The sequence below is a fragment of the Rhodococcus sp. IEGM 1302 genome, from assembly GCF_030056935.1.
GTDB classification, from domain to species: domain Bacteria; phylum Actinomycetota; class Actinomycetes; order Mycobacteriales; family Mycobacteriaceae; genus Rhodococcus_F; species Rhodococcus_F qingshengii.
In genome coordinates, this window is record NZ_JASHKY010000003.1 from 45,746 (window position 1) to 61,045 (window position 15,300).

At 62.7% G+C, this 15,300-nt stretch carries 13 protein-coding genes, 1 tRNA gene and 1 pseudogene; 4 read left to right on the forward strand and 11 right to left on the reverse strand.

Annotated elements, in window-relative coordinates; all coding sequences use genetic code 11:
- Window positions 1-77: 77 nt before the first annotated feature.
- Window positions 78-1,040, reverse strand: coding sequence for an oxidoreductase (locus QM609_RS07310; RefSeq protein ID WP_050656804.1), 963 nt, complete (start codon window positions 1,038-1,040; stop codon window positions 78-80).
- 55 nt (window positions 1,041-1,095) lie between these two features.
- On the opposite strand from QM609_RS07310, the gene QM609_RS07315 reads away from it, so the two are divergent.
- Window positions 1,096-1,506, forward strand: coding sequence for a MerR family transcriptional regulator (locus QM609_RS07315; protein WP_050656805.1), 411 nt, complete (start codon window positions 1,096-1,098; stop codon window positions 1,504-1,506).
- 291 nt (window positions 1,507-1,797) lie between these two features.
- Here QM609_RS07315 and QM609_RS07320 read toward each other — a convergent pair.
- Together QM609_RS07320 and orn are read right to left on the reverse strand one after the other, a co-directional pair.
- Window positions 1,798-1,870: transfer RNA gene (locus QM609_RS07320), tRNA-His, on the reverse strand.
- Between the two features lie 84 nt (window positions 1,871-1,954).
- Window positions 1,955-2,554, reverse strand: a complete 600-nt coding sequence (gene orn / locus QM609_RS07325) for an oligoribonuclease (RefSeq protein ID WP_076948676.1) — start codon at window positions 2,552-2,554, stop codon at window positions 1,955-1,957.
- Between the two features lie 120 nt (window positions 2,555-2,674).
- Between orn and QM609_RS07330 the strand changes: the two genes are divergently transcribed.
- The gene (locus QM609_RS07330; protein ID WP_050656807.1) at window positions 2,675-4,414 is read left to right on the forward strand and encodes a helicase HerA-like domain-containing protein; all 1,740 of its coding nucleotides are present in this window, start codon (window positions 2,675-2,677) and stop codon (window positions 4,412-4,414) included.
- 19 nt (window positions 4,415-4,433) lie between these two features.
- Here QM609_RS07330 and lysA read toward each other — a convergent pair whose 3' ends face one another.
- The 5 genes and pseudogenes from lysA to QM609_RS07355 form a co-directional block, all read right to left on the reverse strand.
- The gene (gene lysA, locus QM609_RS07335) at window positions 4,434-5,777 is read right to left on the reverse strand and encodes a diaminopimelate decarboxylase (RefSeq protein WP_042923884.1); all 1,344 of its coding nucleotides are present in this window, start codon (window positions 5,775-5,777) and stop codon (window positions 4,434-4,436) included.
- Between the two features lie 152 nt (window positions 5,778-5,929).
- Window positions 5,930-6,367 carry an LPXTG cell wall anchor domain-containing protein gene (locus QM609_RS07340; protein ID WP_050656808.1) on the reverse strand — a complete coding sequence of 146 codons (438 nt, stop codon included), beginning with the start codon at window positions 6,365-6,367 and terminating at the stop codon, window positions 5,930-5,932.
- Between the two features lie 172 nt (window positions 6,368-6,539).
- The gene (cmrA, locus tag QM609_RS07345) at window positions 6,540-7,343 is read right to left on the reverse strand and encodes a mycolate reductase (RefSeq protein WP_007733327.1); all 804 of its coding nucleotides are present in this window, start codon (window positions 7,341-7,343) and stop codon (window positions 6,540-6,542) included.
- Between the two features lie 19 nt (window positions 7,344-7,362).
- Complete coding sequence (locus QM609_RS07350) at window positions 7,363-9,393, reverse strand: NADPH-dependent 2,4-dienoyl-CoA reductase (protein WP_076948652.1); 2,031 nt, start codon at window positions 9,391-9,393, stop codon at window positions 7,363-7,365.
- A gap of 110 nt (window positions 9,394-9,503) precedes the next feature.
- Window positions 9,504-10,028 (reverse strand): annotated as a pseudogene (locus tag QM609_RS07355) (PadR family transcriptional regulator); the annotation flags it as partial.
- 128 nt (window positions 10,029-10,156) lie between these two features.
- Between QM609_RS07355 and QM609_RS07360 the strand changes: the two are divergent.
- A complete protein-coding gene (locus QM609_RS07360; protein ID WP_050656811.1) occupies window positions 10,157-11,518 on the forward strand; it encodes an MFS transporter in 1,362 nt (453 codons plus the stop codon).
- Here the strand turns inward: QM609_RS07360 and QM609_RS07365 are convergent.
- The 3 genes from QM609_RS07365 to QM609_RS07375 all read right to left on the reverse strand — a co-directional run bounded on the left by QM609_RS07365 (window position 11,508) and on the right by QM609_RS07375 (window position 13,975).
- Entirely contained in the window at window positions 11,508-12,329 is an 822-nt protein-coding gene (locus QM609_RS07365; protein ID WP_050656812.1) for an acyl-CoA thioesterase, read from the reverse strand. The two genes, QM609_RS07360 and QM609_RS07365, sit on opposite strands and share 11 nt — an antisense overlap.
- A gap of 75 nt (window positions 12,330-12,404) precedes the next feature.
- A complete protein-coding gene (locus QM609_RS07370; protein ID WP_003945355.1) occupies window positions 12,405-13,244 on the reverse strand; it encodes an alpha/beta fold hydrolase in 840 nt (279 codons plus the stop codon).
- A gap of 35 nt (window positions 13,245-13,279) precedes the next feature.
- Complete coding sequence (locus QM609_RS07375) at window positions 13,280-13,975, reverse strand: TetR family transcriptional regulator (protein ID WP_003945327.1); 696 nt, start codon at window positions 13,973-13,975, stop codon at window positions 13,280-13,282.
- A 168-nt stretch (window positions 13,976-14,143) separates the two neighbouring features.
- Between QM609_RS07375 and QM609_RS07380 the strand changes: the two genes are divergently transcribed.
- On the forward strand, window positions 14,144-15,277 hold the full coding sequence (locus QM609_RS07380; protein ID WP_050656813.1) for a ferredoxin reductase: 1,134 nt from the start codon (window positions 14,144-14,146) through the stop codon (window positions 15,275-15,277).
- Window positions 15,278-15,300: the final 23 nt, after the last annotated feature.

The following is a 15,300-nucleotide window of genomic DNA, read 5'->3' on the forward strand; positions in this document are numbered from 1 at the left end:
TCTGCATCTGTACACCTTTTGTGAGCGAAAGTGCCTCTCGGTCTATCTGAGGCGACGGGAGGTACGTTCGCTCGGTGTCAGCGTCGACCGAACGCGTCCACTCCGGTCATCTCAGCGGACAGTGCCCACAATCTGCGTGCGTCGGCGGGATCGGTAGCCCAAGGCTTCACGCCGCCGACGCTCATGTCATCAGTCTGCGCGACGTCCGCGATGTTGCAGTCCTGGAGATACGCGCCGGAGTGATCGGCGAGTATCGGTGCCGTCGCTGCCCACACCGTTGTAGCGGCGCCCTGGGAGGGAGTCTTGAACCCCGGCACGGCGTCGCCATTCGACGTCGTCCATCCGAGATCGTGTTTCTCCGATGCCGAGAAGTGACGTTGAAGGGGAGTGAGGATGCTCCCGGGATGGACGGAGAACGCACTGATACCGCGTGAAGCACCGGAGCTCGCCAGCTGTACAGCGAATAGAGCATTTGCAGTCTTGGCTTGACCGTACGCAAGCCAGCGGTCGTAACCGTTGCGGAAATGTATGTCATCCCAACGCACTCCCGACAGAAAATGTCCCGCCGACGAGACAGCGACTACGCGAGAACCGTTTGCGGGCATGGCTGGCACAAGCAGGTTCACCAGTACAAAGTGCCCGAGGTGATTGATCGCGAATTGTGATTCCCATCCGGAGCCGACACGGAGTTCCGGGCAGGCCATGACCCCCGCATTGCAGATGATGATGTCCGGAGTGATCCGGGATTCGAGAATTTCTCGCGCACACGATCTGACACTGCTCGGGTCCGACAGGTCGCACGCTCGCACTTCGATACCCGGAAGGTCGGCCACCGCCCTCCGTGCCTGTTCTGGTCGGCGGGCAAGAACTACAACTCGCGCGCCGACCGAAGAAAGTGACTGCGAAATCTCATATCCGAGTCCGGAGTACCCGCCGGTGACCAAAGCAGTTGTGCCGGCTAAATCTTGTCCGGCAAGTACGTCGTCGGCAGTGGAGACTCGGGAGTATCCGGTGTTGATTTTGCGCTGGATGGAATTCATGGCTGCGACCGTAAAATCTGGAGTGCACTCCAGGTCAAGGAAAGGTCGCCAGGCAATGCGCGAACTGTCAATCGGTGACGTCGCTGTCCAGACCGGAATCAGTATCGATTCCCTTCGATACTTCGAACGTGAGGAATTGCTCGTTCACGAGGTGGCGCGCTCGGCAGGTGGGCGTCGGGTCTACTCCGACAGCGATGTCTCTTGGTTGAAGCTGTGTAATCGCTTCCGAGACTCGGGTATGCCGATCGCCACGATCCGCGAATTCGCCGCTCTGGTCAGGTCAGGGCCGGGAAACGAGAAGGAGCGGCTTTCACTTTTACAGTCGCATGAGGAGTTGATTCGATCCAGGATCGCTGCGATGCAGGAAAACCTGAACGTCATCCACGACAAGGTTTCGGCGTACGAGCGACATGTTCGCGAGGGGACCGTCGTAGGTGTCTGGGAGCCGGAACCGTCGCCCGAGTGATCGTCGGGTGGGTGATTTGCGGCCATTCCGGCCGCCCCGATGCGAGCGAAAGTGGCTTTCGGTCTATCTGAAGCGACCAGAGGTACGTTCGCTCAGCTCGGGCACGGGTTGCTCGGGAGCGCGCGATTTGTCGCGGTCGCCACCCCACCCACTTCGGGTGAACGTATCGCTGCCCCCGTCAGAGAAGGGGAGCGATACGTTCACCCGGCTGTGGAAGGGGAGATTGGGGCTGGCGCACAAACCAAAAGAACCCCCGAAAATGTCTTCCGACATTCTCGGGGGTTCCGCTTGGGTGAGCGACGGGACTCGAACCCGCGACAGCCAGGATCACAACCTGGTGCTCTACCAACTGAACTACGCCCACCATTGCCTCGGCCACCGGTTTGACCCGGCTGCTTTGACGAAAGAGATACTAGCGCGAAAGTCGGTCAGGAAGCCAATCGGCAGGTCAGGCGGGACCCAAGCCCTCTACGACGGCTGCGATCTCCGCGCTCGACGGTCCGGGCGCCGCGACGAATGCAGTGCCGCGGTAGTACTTGAGTTCGCGGATGGATTCCTTGATGTCGGCGAGCGCCCGGTGGGCGAGACCTTTTTCGGGCTGGCCGAAGTAGATTCGCGGGTACCAGCGGCGGGAGAGTTCCTTGATGGAGCTGACGTCGATCATCCGGTAGTGCAGGTATGTGTCCAGTGCCGTCATGTCCCGTGAGATGAATCCGCGGTCGGTGGCGATTGAATTGCCTGCCAAGGGAGCCGTACCGGAGACGGGAACGTGCTTGCGGATGTACGCGAGCACCTCTTTCTCCGCCTCGGCGAGGGTGACCGTCGACTTACGAACCTCTTCGGTCAGTCCCGACTTTGCGTGCATCTTCTTCACGACGTCGGGCATTGCAGCCAACGCGTCGTCGTCGGCGTGGATGACGATGTCCACACCTTCGCCCAAGATGTTCAAGTCGCTGTCGGTCACCAGAGCCGCAATCTCGATGAGTTTGTCCGACTCGAGTCGCAGCCCGGTCATTTCACAATCGATCCATACCAATTTGTCCTGCACCAGGAACACAGTAGTGCGCGCGGGAGCGGGATAAGGTCTGCGGTGGAAACTCGACGTGTGTGAGACGGCGTTCGGGTGATGACAAGAACTTCGCCGCATTGCAACGAGGAGGGCTTTTCGATGACCGTGGATCCGAAGGACGGAGCAGCGCCGCTGACGCCGGCGGAGAAGGCGAAAGCTGCCAAGGCTGCCGCTGCCGAAGCCGCTCGGATTGCAGCTGAAGCCGCTGCAGCAGCTGAGGAAGCCGAGAAGGAAGCGGCTGCCGCTGAGGCCGAAGCATCGGCCGGAGCCACCCCCGCTGCTCAGGCGCCCTCGGGTGCTGCCGCTGAAATCGCGGCGGGCTATTCATCCGAGGGGCGGGCACTCGAGCTCGGCTCGGTGGTGATCGACGGTGTGGCAGATCCCACCGCGCGGGTGCGGATTCCGTTGGCGACGATCAACCGTCACGGTCTGATCGCCGGTGCGACGGGTACCGGCAAGACCAAGACGTTGCAGGGTATCGCCGAGCAGCTGTCCGCCGCGGGTGTGCCGGTTGTGATGGCCGACGTCAAGGGCGATCTCTCGGGTCTGTCGAAGGCGGGGGATCCGAGCGAGAAGATGAAGTCTCGCGCAGTCGAGACGGGCGACGATTCGTGGACTCCCGCTGGGATGCCGGTCGAGTTCTTGTCGTTGGGTACCGACGGAATCGGTATCCCGGTGCGCGCGACCATCACCAGTTTCGGGCCGATCCTGCTCAGTAAAGTGTTGGGCCTCAACGAGACCCAGGAGTCGACTCTAGGGCTGATCTTCCACTGGGCCGACACTCAGGGCCTCGCCCTGCTGGACCTCAAGGATCTGCGTTCGGTCATCGCGCACCTGACGAGCGCTGAGGGCAAGGCCGATCTGAAGGGTATCGGCGGAGTTTCCTCCGCGACGGCGGGAGTGATTCTGCGCGCGTTGGTCAACCTCGAAGCCGACGGCGGTGACACCTTCTTCGGTGAACCGGAACTCGAAACCGAGGACCTGCTGCGTGTCGTCGGCGGTGCCGGTGTGATCACGCTGTTCGAACTCGGTGCCCAGGCGGCGCGCCCGGCAATGTTCTCCACCTTCCTGATGTGGGTGCTCGCGGACCTGTTCCAGACGCTGCCCGAAGAGGGAGATCTGGACAAGCCGAAGCTCGTGTTCATCTTCGACGAGGCGCACCTTCTGTTCGCGGACGCGTCGAAGGCCTTCCTGCAGCAGGTGGAACAGACGGTCAAGCTCATTCGTTCCAAGGGCGTCGGCGTGTTCTTCTGCACACAACTTCCGACCGACATTCCGAATTCGGTGCTGTCACAGTTGGGTGCGCGGGTTCAGCACGCCCTGCGTGCCTTCACGCCCGACGATCAGAAAGCCCTCAACAAGACCGTCCGCACGTACCCGAAAACCGAGCACTATGACCTGGAAAAGGCACTGACTTCACTCGGCATCGGTGAAGCCATCGTGACCGTACTCTCGGAAAAGGGTGCGCCGACGCCGGTGGCCTGGACCAAGATTCGTCCTCCGAGGTCGCTGATGGACACCATCGGCAACGACGCGATCAAGGCGGCCGCGTCGTCGAGTCCGCTGAATCAGAAGTACGGCCAGACCATCGACCGCGAGTCGGCGTACGAGAAGCTGACGGCCAAGGTGGCCGGTGCTCCGACGGCGGATCAGTCCCTGGATCTTCCGTCGCTGCCCGATCTGCCGCCACCGCCGCCGGCCGAGCCGGAGGGCCCCAACATCGCCGAGCAGATCTTGGGCAACTCGGCTGTCAAGAGTTTCCTGCGCTCGGCGGCTTCGGCTGCGGGACGCGAGATTTCGCGAAACATCTTCGGCACCGGTAGTCGCCGCAGGCGCTGAGGCTCAGGCGCCCGCGAGGTCAGATGCCGACCTCGCGGGCCAGCAGGTCGTTGATCGATTCGCGCCTGATCAACGGTCGCGCAATCCCGCCCAGCACGGCGACGACCGGCGGCCGGCCGACGCTGTTGTAGGTGGAGGCCATGCTGTGGTGGTATGCGCCCGTACACGGCACTGCCAACAGGTCACCTTCATGTAGGTCGGCGGGAAGCCTTGCTCCGACGGCAATTTCGTCGCCCGATTCGCAGTGTCGCCCGGCGACGGTTACTTCCTGGAGCGGTGCGCGCGAATGCCGGTTCACCAGTTCGACGTCGTAGTGGCTGTCGTACAACGACACCCGAGGGTTGTCGCTCATCCCGCCGTCGACGGAGACGAAGGTTCGTCCCCCGCTGATCGACTTGATGTTCTGTACGCGATAGAGCGTGACTCCGGCCCGCGCAGCGATCGCTCGGCCAGGCTCGAGCACGATTTCGGGGCGAGGGAAGCGGTTTCGGGTGCACGCGTCGTCGAGAGTTTCGTCGATGACGTGAGCGAGGCGGGTCAGATCCAATTGGGCATCTCCCGGCACGTAGGCGATCCCATGGCCACCGCCGAGATCGAGTTCGGTGAGGATGATTCGATGCGTGCGTCGTATGTCGTCCATCTGTGCGATCATCGTCTCGATCGCGGGGCGGAAGAGTTCGGGATCGGTGATCTGGGAGCCGAGATGGCAATGCAGGCCGATGAGCTGCAGGTGCGTCGCGTTGGCGACGACGGATACCGTATGTTCCAGTTCTTCGGAAAACGCTGGTAGGCCGAACTTTTGGTCCACGATGCCCGTGGACACTGCCTTGTGTCCGTGTATGTCGATGCCGGGTGTGACTCTGATCAACACCTTCTGTCGGTGGGTACACACCGACGCGAGCCGTACCGCTTCGCTGGGGGAGTCGAGGACGATCCGGCCGACACCCGCGTTGACCGCCGCCCTCAGTTCGGAAACCGATTTGGCATTGCCGTGCAGGATGATTCGGTGGGGGTCCACGCCCGCGGCAAGCGCGACGGCGAGTTCACCGGCGGAACAGACATCCACCCCGAGTCCCTCGTCGGAGACCCAGGTAGCCATCGCTCGAATCATCAGTGCCTTGCCGGCGTACACGATCTCCGAGTCGGGGAAGATCTCTCGATACGTGCGGCAGCGGTGCCGCACGTCCGCCTCGTCGACGACGTACGTCGGTGTGCCGTACTGGTCCGCGATCTCTTCGAGGGAGACGTCGCCGATGCAGACACGCCCGCTGTGGTCGTGGCGAGTACTGATGGGCCACAACGCAGGATCCATACGCGGTGTCATTGCGCCGCGTAGGGAGGGGAAGATTTCGAGTAGCGTCACGTCGATCTCCTGAAGGTGACCCGCCGTGTTGCGGGCTACCTTCAGATCTACTCCCGAAGATCACCGGTGGGGTGGTTCTTGACGCTTACTTGACGCGCCGCCGAACGAGGTTGACGCGGCCCTGACGGGCTCGACTCACTGTGCCTGTCGACTCACTGTGCTCGCCGCCGCTTCCATCCGAACCAACCGAGCACCGCGAGCAATGCCACCGCGGCGCCTCCGCCGATGACCGTCGATCGGTCGGCGGACACACCAGCGGACGGAGTTCCGCCGGGGCTCGGGGCGTAACCGGCGCCGTACACGGACTCGACCGCCGCTTGGATGTCGAACCCGGTTTCGGTAGCCGGCCCGCAGCTGTGCCCCTCGTGCTCGGCGTCGACGTCGTACGGCGCAGAAACGAACATCAGCTGCTCGGTGCCGAGCACGTAGCTTGTGCCACAACCGTTCCCGTTCGCGAGTGTCCCCACCGACGTCACCGATGCCAGATCGCCTTTGTAGACCCGGCTGACGTCGAACAGGTAGGTGTCCTCGAATCCGTCCGAAGTTTTCTCCGTCGGAGTCCCGAGGAAAACGGTGCTGGAGACGCTCACGGCTTCTTCCGGGGTAGCCGATGATGCGCACGAACATGCCTTCGCTGCCGTGGGCAGCAGTAAGGGCAACCCTCCGGTCAAAAGAAGGATTGCCCCGACTGCCAGTGTTCTTCGCATCGCCATTAACCGACTATACGGTCTGCTATGGCCTGCTCTGAGAAGTTTGCGTGAATCAGCCGCCGAGCTTCTTGTAGAACGTGCCCACGATCGGCGCAACGACCGCACGCGGGCTGTAACCGCCCGCGACGGACATCGCCTTGCTCAAGATGCCCGGTACGACGCGCATTTTGTTCTCGGCCAGGCCGTCGAGCGAGACCTTGGCGGTGTACTCGCTCGAGATCCAGAAGAAGTCCGGGACGAGCTTGTCGACGATCGACGCTTCGGCCGGGTCCGGGGTTTCGGTGCGTACGGGGCCTGGGGCGAGCAGGGTGACGTTCACTCCGGTGCCCTTGAGTTCACCTCGCAACGATTCCGCAAAGGTGTTCACGAACGCCTTGGTGGCTGCGTACGTCGCGTTGTTGGGGATCGGCATGTTGCCGGCCGCGGACCCGACCATCAGGATGGCTCCGGACTTGCGCGCGAGCATGCCGGGCAGCACGGCCAGCGTGAGATCGTGCACTGCAACGGCGTTGAGCTCGACCTGGTCGCGCTCGTAGGCCGGGTCCAGCTCGGCGATCGGCCCGAAGGTGGCGATACCGGCGTTGTTGCACAGGATGCTGATGTCGCGGCCACCGAGTTCCTCGACCAGAACGGCACGCGCCGCGCTGTCGGAGAGGTCCGATGCACGGACCTCCACCTCGACGCCGTGCGCGGCGCGAAGCTTCTCGGCGAGGGCCTCCATGACCTCGCCACGACGGGCAACGAGGATCAGGGAGTGTCCGCGTGATGCCAGATCAGCGGCCAGTGCCTCTCCGATGCCGGAGGAGGCGCCGGTCACTACGGCGCGGGCTGTGGTTGTGGGTGTCGGCAGGCTCACGATCAGTCAGCGTAGCCGGTCAGATCTTCGCGGCCAGTCGTGTGCCCTGTTCGATGGCACGCTTGGCGTCGAGTTCGCCAGCGACATCCGCGCCGCCGATGATGTGGGTCACCACACCCGCGACGGTCAGTTCGTCCACCAGATCGCGAACCGACTCCTGCCCGGCGCAGATGACGATGGTGTCGACCTCGAGAAGTCGGGGCTTCTCGTGCTTCTCACCGAAGGTGATATGCAGGCCGGCGTCGTCGATGCGCTCGTAGTTGACGCCCGAGAGCTCGTGGACGCCCTTGTTCTTGAGGGCCGCCCGGTGGACCCAGCCGGTGGTCTTCGCGAGGCCGGCGCCGATGCGTCCTGGCTTGCGTTGGAGGAGATAGACCTCCCGCTCGGAGAGCTCTGGTACCGGAGTGGTGAGAGCGCCCGGGGCCATTTCGGGTTCGGTGACGCCCCATTCCTGCTTCCACTCCTTGAGATGAAGAGTGGGGGAAGTGGGGTGCGTGAGGAATTCGCTCACGTCGACGCCGATGCCGCCGGCACCGATGACGGCGACGGACTTGCCGACGGGCTTGCCCTCTCGGACGACCTCGGCGTAGGTCAGCACCTTCGAGTTCTCGATGCCGGGGATCTTGGGAACGCGCGGCGTCACGCCGGTGGCAACCACCACTTCGTCGAAGGATCCGATGAGATCTGCTGGTGCGACGCGGGTTTCGAGCTTGACCGTCACTCCGGCCACGTCCAGCATGCGGGTGTAGTAGCGAATGGTCTCGGCGAACTCTTCCTTACCCGGAATGAGCTGTGCGATCCCGAATTGCCCGCCGATCTTGTCCGAGGCCTCGAACAACGTGACCGAATGACCACGCTGAGCAAGATTGAGTGCTGCGGAAAGTCCGGCAGGACCGGCGCCGACGACGGCGAGATTCTTGGTCCGCCGAGTGGGGGAGAGGATCAGCGTGGTCTCACGGCCCGCGCGCGGATTGAGCAGGCAGGAGACCTGCTTGTGAACGAAGGCGTGGTCGAGGCAGGCTTGGTTGCAGGCAATGCACGTGTTGATCTCGTCGGGCGCTCCGCGTTCTGCCTTGTTCACCCAGTCGGGATCGGCGAGCATCGGCCTGGCCATCGAAATCAACTGCGCGTCACCGCGGTTGAGGATCTCTTCGGCAGTCTCGGGCATGTTGATCCGATTCGAGGCGGCTACCGGAATGTCGACGTGCTTCTCGAGCTTGCTCGTGATGTCCACGAAGGCTGCTCGGGGAACCGAGGTGACGATGGTGGGCACCCGTGACTCGTGCCATCCGATGTCGGTGTTGATGATCGTGGCGCCGGCAGCTTCGACTTCCTTTGCCAATGAGACGATTTCATCCCAGGTCTGACCGCCCTCGACCAGGTCTGCCATCGACAACCGGAACACGATGATGAAGTTCGGGCCGACGGCCTTGCGTGTGCGTCGCACGATTTCGACTGCCATGCGTCGACGGTTCTCGGAACTGCCGCCCCACTGGTCGGTGCGCTTGTTCGTGCGCTCGCAGAGGAACTGGTTGATGAAGTAGCCCTCACCGCCCATGATTTCGACGCCGTCGTAACCCGCGGACTTGGCCAGACGCGCGCAGCGAACGTAGTTGCGGATCTGCCAACGCACCCCACGGCCGGTCAGCTTGCGCGGACGGAACGGATTGATGGGCGCCTTGATCGACGACGCGGAGACACTGAACGGCTGGTAGCTGTAGCGGCCGGCGTGCAGGATCTGCATGGCGATCTTTCCACCCGCGTCGTGAACCGCCTTGGTGATCCGGCGGTGACGGCGCGCTTCGATGCGGTTGGTCAGCTTGGCACCGAAGGGTAAGAGCCAACCGGTGCGGTTGGGCGCGTAGCCGCCGGTGATGATCAAGCCGACTCCGCCACGGGCACGTTCGGCGAAGTACTCGGCCAAGCGGTCGGTGTCCTTCGCGCGATCTTCGAGGCCGGTGTGGATCGATCCCATGACGACGCGGTTCTTCAGCGTCGTGAATCCGAGGTCGAGCGGTTCGAGCAGGCGGGGGAACTGTGTATCCGTCATGACTGAAGATGTCCTTCCGTGGCGTACTCGCCAGTGTCTTCGGTGGCGGGCTCGCCAGTGTCTTCGGTGGCGTACTCGCCGGTGTCTTCGGTGGCGTACTCGCCAGTGGGCAATGCGTCCAGAACTTCCTGGCACCAGTCGGTGAATCCTTCCTCGACGCGGATGCCGCCGCGAAGTACGAGGTACTGATGCAGTGAAGAGCCGGAAAGCGCTGCTGGATTGGGGAAGTCACGCTTTTCGATGAGTCGGTAGACGTCGAGGCGGGCGGCGTGGCCGTCGCGGTGGCGAGCGACTTCGCGTCGTAGAGCGGGGAGATCGGCGTGCGCAGCGGCCCTGATCTTGATGGCCAACTCGTTGCGCAGGTGGTTCGGTTCGGACGGCTCTGCGATCCATCGGGTCAGTTCGGCGCGGCCGGCATCGCTGACGCGGTACATCTTCTTGCCCGGTCGGCCGTCCTGCGCGATGGCCTCCACCTCCACCCAGCCTGCCTCGTCCATTCGCTTGAGGACTCGGTAGATCTGCTGGTGCGTCGCGCTGTGGAAGAAGCCGATCGACTTGTCGAACCGGCGTGTGAGGTCGTATCCCGACGCATCCTGTTCGGAAAGGGAGACGAGCAACGCATGTTCGAGTGCCATGGAAAAAGTATCTATGCACTCAGGTGCGTATGCAACTAAGTGCGTACTAACTCGGGTGCATAGAGCGTCTTGTATGTCGACTTCGGAGAGAGGCGCCGAGTCGCCCGCGCGCAGTTAGGCTTCGCCGTATGAGCGCCGAGTCCACGAGCACGCAGGCAGAGCCACCCGCAGGCATCGGCGGTGCGGCCACGAAGAGTCAAGTGTTCGCATGGGGGCTGTGGGATTGGGGATCGGCCGCATTCAACGCAGTGATCCTCACGTTCGTCTTCTCGGTTTATCTCACCGACGCGGTCGGTGACGACCTTCCCGGCACGATTTCGGCAACTACGTGGCTCAGCTGGGCACTCGGAATCGCCGGCTTCTTCATCGCGATTCTCGCTCCGATCACCGGACAACGTTTCGATGCGTCGGGTAAACGTAAACTCTCGCTCGCGATACTGACCGGCATCACCGTGCTCTCGATGGCGGGCCTCTACTTCGTCGAAGACAACTACCGCTATCTGTGGCTCGGATTGGTTCTGCTCGCAATCGGTTCGGTGATCTTCGAACTGGCCGGCGTTCCCTACAACGCCATGATGCGGCAGGTGTCGACACCGGAGAATCTGGGTAGAGTCTCCGGCTTCGGCTGGGCCATGGGATATTTCGGCGGAATCGTGCTGCTGTTGCTGTGCTACTTCGGGTTCATCGTCGGCGACGGTGACACTCGGGGATTCCTGGGATTGACCACCGACGGCGGCATGAACATCCGGATGGTGGCACTGCTGGCTGCAGTGTGGTTCGCGGTCTTCGCGATTCCGGTGTTCTTCAAGGTTCCCGAGTTGCCCAGCCCCGCGGTCGATCCGAGAGCGTCCAAGGCCGGGTTCCTCGACTCCTATCGGGTGTTGTGGCGCGATCTGCGCGAACTCTGGAACGTCGACAGGCGCACGATCTGGTACCTGATCGCGAGCGCGCTCTTTCGTGACGGTCTCGCGGGCGTGTTCACCTTCGGAGCCGTGCTGGCTGTCAACGTCTACGGAATCAGTGCGGCCGACGTGCTGTTGTTCGGTGTTGCGGCCAACGTGATTTCCGCAATCGGTGCATTGGTGGCCGGACGTTTCGACGATCGGATCGGACCGAAACAGGTCATCACCGTCTCGCTGGCGTCGATGATCGTGGTCGGCGCGATCCTGATCGCGGTGTCAGGGCCGGTGATGTTCTGGATCTTCGGTCTCGCGCTCTGCCTCTTCGTCGGGCCCGCTCAGTCTTCGGCACGAACCTTCCTGGCGCGCATCACCCCGCCTGGGCGTGAAGGTCAGATGTTCGGCCTGTATGCGACCACAGGCCGAGCAGTGTCGTTTTTGGCACCGACACTGTTCGGCCTGTTCGCATGGCTCTTCGGTGCAGACCGTGCCGGCATCATCGGACTGCTGGTGGTTCTCGGCGTCGGCCTTGCCGCATTGTCGATGGTGAAGGCGCCGGAAGGGGACAGTGCGCTGCCCGTCAATCCTTGAAGTAGACCAACTGGTGTGTCGTAGCGAGCAATGCGCCGTCACTGCCCCAAATTTCGGCCGACTGATCGAAGTACCCGTTGCCGAACCGTTGGGTCCGCGCGGTTCCCAGCACGGAATTGTCTGCCTGTTCGGTCAGCGTCTGAGCGTCGGCGTGGAAGTAGATGGTCATCGAGACCGTTCCAGCCGGAGCCATCTTGCCTCGGCGCAAGAAGACTCGTGGGAAGAAGACATCGCACAGTGCGGTCAGCGACGTGAAGTCGAGAGCGCGTGCCGGTTGATCGCGCACCCAGAGCGTCGTTGTCGAGTCGGGATGCTCGCCCGACTCCAGGTCGGGGATTGCACCTTCGACAAAGCGCATCTCGTAGTTCTGTGCCCAGGCGATGAACTCGGGGAACGGCAGCAGCGTAACGTCTTCGGCCGACGGAACTTCCGGCATCGTGATCTCGGTAGACGACCAGGTTTCACGCCTGGTACCGAACACTGCCGTCGCGGTAGTGGCGACGGTTCCGTCCTGAGACAGTTCGATGGACCAGTGCTGCGTCGAGCGGTTGGTGCGCACCGGCCGGGCGGAGATCTCGAAGGCGCCCTCGGTGATCGGACCGGCAAAGTTGACGGTCAACGACAGCGGATCGCCGAGGCGTTCGGGGTGCTTCAGTACGGATTCGAGCAACGTGGCAGCGGTGACGCCGCCGAATGGCCCGACCATGTTGTTGTACGCCGGATTGGTCTCGCCGGTCGACAAGCCGGCGGTGAGTGGCGTCAATCCGACAGCAGCGTCGAAAGGATGGGGTGGTGAAACGGTCTCGGTCATCGCAGAACTCCTGGTGATGGAATCAATTCGGCTCTATGTATGACAACATACATAGAGCCGAATTCGTCGCGGCGATCAGGATCCTGCACGTGCGAGGATCGCCTCGGCCAACTCTTCGGCTCGCTCTTCCGGAATCCAGTGACTTCCGCCGTCGAGCACGACGAACTCGTAGGGGGCGTCCACGAATTCACCACAGCGTTCTGCGCCTGCGCGGCCGAGCGCTGTGTCGCCGGTGCTCCAGACATACGTGGTCGGCACGGTGGTGCGATCGATGTCGCCGAAGTCGCGGGTCATCGCGCGGTACCAGTTCAAGGCGCCGGTCAGCGCGCCCTCCCCGCTCAGGACACGAATGTGCTCGTCGGCGAATTCAGGATCGATCTGGCCGTCGAACATGGCGCGCAGCCGGCGAAAGTTGTCCTCCGACAACACTTCCTCGGCTTTTCCCTCCTGTCGGAGAAGTCCGATGTAGGACGAGCGTTGTTTCTGGTCCTCGTCCTCGCGGAGTGCCCAACCGAAGGCGGTGGGGTGGGGGACCGAGATCGCCGTTAGGCTGCGGATCCGGTTCGGATGGCGACCGGCGACCTGCCAGGCGACCGCCGAACCCCAGTCGTGACCGACAAGATGCGCGTCGGACAGGCCGAGCGCGTCGAGCAATCCGACGACGTCGGCTACCAGGTGCTCGATCTTGTAGGCATCCACCCCTTCGGGGCGCGCGCCGGCGGAGTAACCGCGCTGATTCGGTGCGATAACGCGGTAGCCCGCTGCGGTGAGCAGTGGTGTGACCTTGCCCCAGGATGCGGCGCTCTCCGGGAAGCCATGCAGCGCTACCAGCGGAATGCCGTCGTCCGGGCCCGAGATCAGTACGTCGAAGGTGAGGTCGCCAACGGGGATTTCGTATGTACTCGTGGAAGACATGACTCTCACCGTACGTCGAAAAGGTGAACCCGAGGTCAGTTTCGAGGTGGATTCCAGGTGGCCATTCCGAGCATGATGACTCGCAGTTGCTTCTCGGCTCGTGTGATGACGGCGGCTTCGTCGCGATACCCGGCCGTCCCGGCGTCCAGCAGTTCGACGACAGCACTGAACATCGTCGAGACGATCAGGTCGGCAGCCATTTCCAGATCGTCCGACGACCAGCTTTCCAGTCCGGCAATTCTGGAGAGGTCGATGGTCAGTTCGCTGACGAACAACCGCATTTCAGTGGCTATCGCACGTCGTACCTCACTGACGCCGCTGTAGCGTTCGCGGCAGAGGAACCGAAACTGTCGCTCGTGTGTATGCACTTGTCGCACAAGGATGCCCAGTGACGTAGCGGCGTCCTTGGTGCTGGGATTACGCCTTGCGTCGCGCAGCATCTGGCGCAACATGCGCATGCTCTCTTCGACGAGGACGACACCGACGTCCTCCAGTGAAGCGAAGTGGCGGTAGAACGCCGTCGGAACGATCCCGGCTTCCCTGGCTACCTCTCGCAGGCTGATTCCGGCGAAGCCGCGATCGGCCGAGAGGTCCATGGCAGTGTCCAGGAGTGCTTGGCGTGTGCGTTCCTTCTTTGCGGCACGACTTTCCGGCTCCCTGTTGTCGGGTTCCCTGCGCTCTGGGTTCACCGGTCCGGCCTTCGTCACGACGTCGAGTGTAGGTACAGGCATTCCGGCTCCTTTCGGCAACTCGTGTAACTCGGATCACATTCTTGTTGACATGTACTTATGTGCACCTGTCACACTATCTTCGGTGAACATTTGTACACTGAATTCACGCAGTCGGGGGAAGCTAGCCCAGCAATCGATACACCCGGCAATCGAAGTACGAGGAGGGTCATGACAATCGCATCTGCTCCTGAGAACACGACACCGAAGTCCACACCTCGGCGCGGACTGTCCTTGGTGGGACTGATCGAAGCCATGGCTGCTCCACATCAGATCGATCGGTACCTCGAGTTGGTCAACCCGATGGCGACCGTTCGTGACATCCGCGCGCAGGTTGTCGCCGTCGACCATCCGACGGCTGACTCCGTCACTCTCACGCTGCGCCCGACTCGCCAGTGGCGCGGTTTTCAGGCGGGCCAGTTCGTGCAGTTGGGCGTGGTGATCGACGGTGTTCGTCACACTCGCTGCTACTCGCCGGCCGGGGGCGCGTCTACGCGCAGCGGGCTGATCGAGCTCACCGTCAAAGCGCATCCGGGTGGCTTGGTGTCGCAGTATCTGTACGCCAACGCAGCGCCCGGGCTCGTTGTCAGCCTCTCGCAGGCAGACGGGGTGTTCTCCCTTCCCGTCGACCGCCCGCGTCGGGTGTTGTTGATCAGTGGCGGCAGTGGAATCACCCCGGTCATGTCGATGCTTCGGACGCTGGTGGAGGAGCAGCACTCGGGCGAGATCGTGTTCGTGCATTACGCGAACACCGATGCCGACGTGGCGTACACGCGCGCGCTGAAGACCATCGCCGAGCAGAACCCGAACGTGAAACTGGTACTCGTGTACACCGAAAGCGGTGGAGGTGACCTCGAAGGTTTCTTCGATCGCGGGCACCTCGACGCGGTGGCTCCTTGGATCGCCGATCCGGACACGATCGACGCTCAGGCTTATCTCTGCGGACCTCCCGGACTGATGCGGGGAGTGCGTGAGGTGTTCCGTGAGGTCGACGTCGAGCACTTGCTCAACACCGAGGAGTTTGCGCCGGCGGTGGCCGAGCCGGGGGAGGCCGGCGGCGAGGTGTCATTCACCAAAAGTGGGGTGGCGGCCGAGAACTCCGGCGAAACACTTCTCGAACAAGCAGAAGCTGCGGGCCTCAATCCCGAGTACGGATGCCGGATGGGAATCTGCTTCTCCTGCACCTCCGTCAAGAAGGCGGGCCGTACCCGAAACGTGCGCACCGGTGAGACAGACGACGAGCCGGACAAGAAGATCCAGCTGTGCGTCAGTGCTCCCGTCGGCGACGTCACCGTCGACATCTGAAGTCCCATTTTCCACACGACTGT

Excerpts from the sequence above, each read along its gene's own strand:
- QM609_RS07310 (WP_050656804.1), bottom strand. The coding sequence starts at position 1,040 with ATGAATTCCATCCAGCGCAAAATCAACACCGGATACTCCCGAGTCTCC.
- QM609_RS07315 (WP_050656805.1), top strand. The coding sequence starts at position 1,096 with ATGCGCGAACTGTCAATCGGTGACGTCGCTGTCCAGACCGGAATCAGT.
- QM609_RS07330 (WP_050656807.1), top strand. The coding sequence starts at position 2,675 with ATGACCGTGGATCCGAAGGACGGAGCAGCGCCGCTGACGCCGGCGGAG.
- QM609_RS07350 (WP_076948652.1), bottom strand. The coding sequence starts at position 9,393 with ATGACGGATACACAGTTCCCCCGCCTGCTCGAACCGCTCGACCTCGGA.
- QM609_RS07360 (WP_050656811.1), top strand. The coding sequence starts at position 10,157 with ATGAGCGCCGAGTCCACGAGCACGCAGGCAGAGCCACCCGCAGGCATC.
- QM609_RS07365 (WP_050656812.1), bottom strand. The coding sequence starts at position 12,329 with ATGACCGAGACCGTTTCACCACCCCATCCTTTCGACGCTGCTGTCGGA.
- QM609_RS07370 (WP_003945355.1), bottom strand. The coding sequence starts at position 13,244 with ATGTCTTCCACGAGTACATACGAAATCCCCGTTGGCGACCTCACCTTC.
- QM609_RS07375 (WP_003945327.1), bottom strand. The coding sequence starts at position 13,975 with ATGCCTGTACCTACACTCGACGTCGTGACGAAGGCCGGACCGGTGAAC.
- QM609_RS07380 (WP_050656813.1), top strand. The coding sequence starts at position 14,144 with ATGACAATCGCATCTGCTCCTGAGAACACGACACCGAAGTCCACACCT.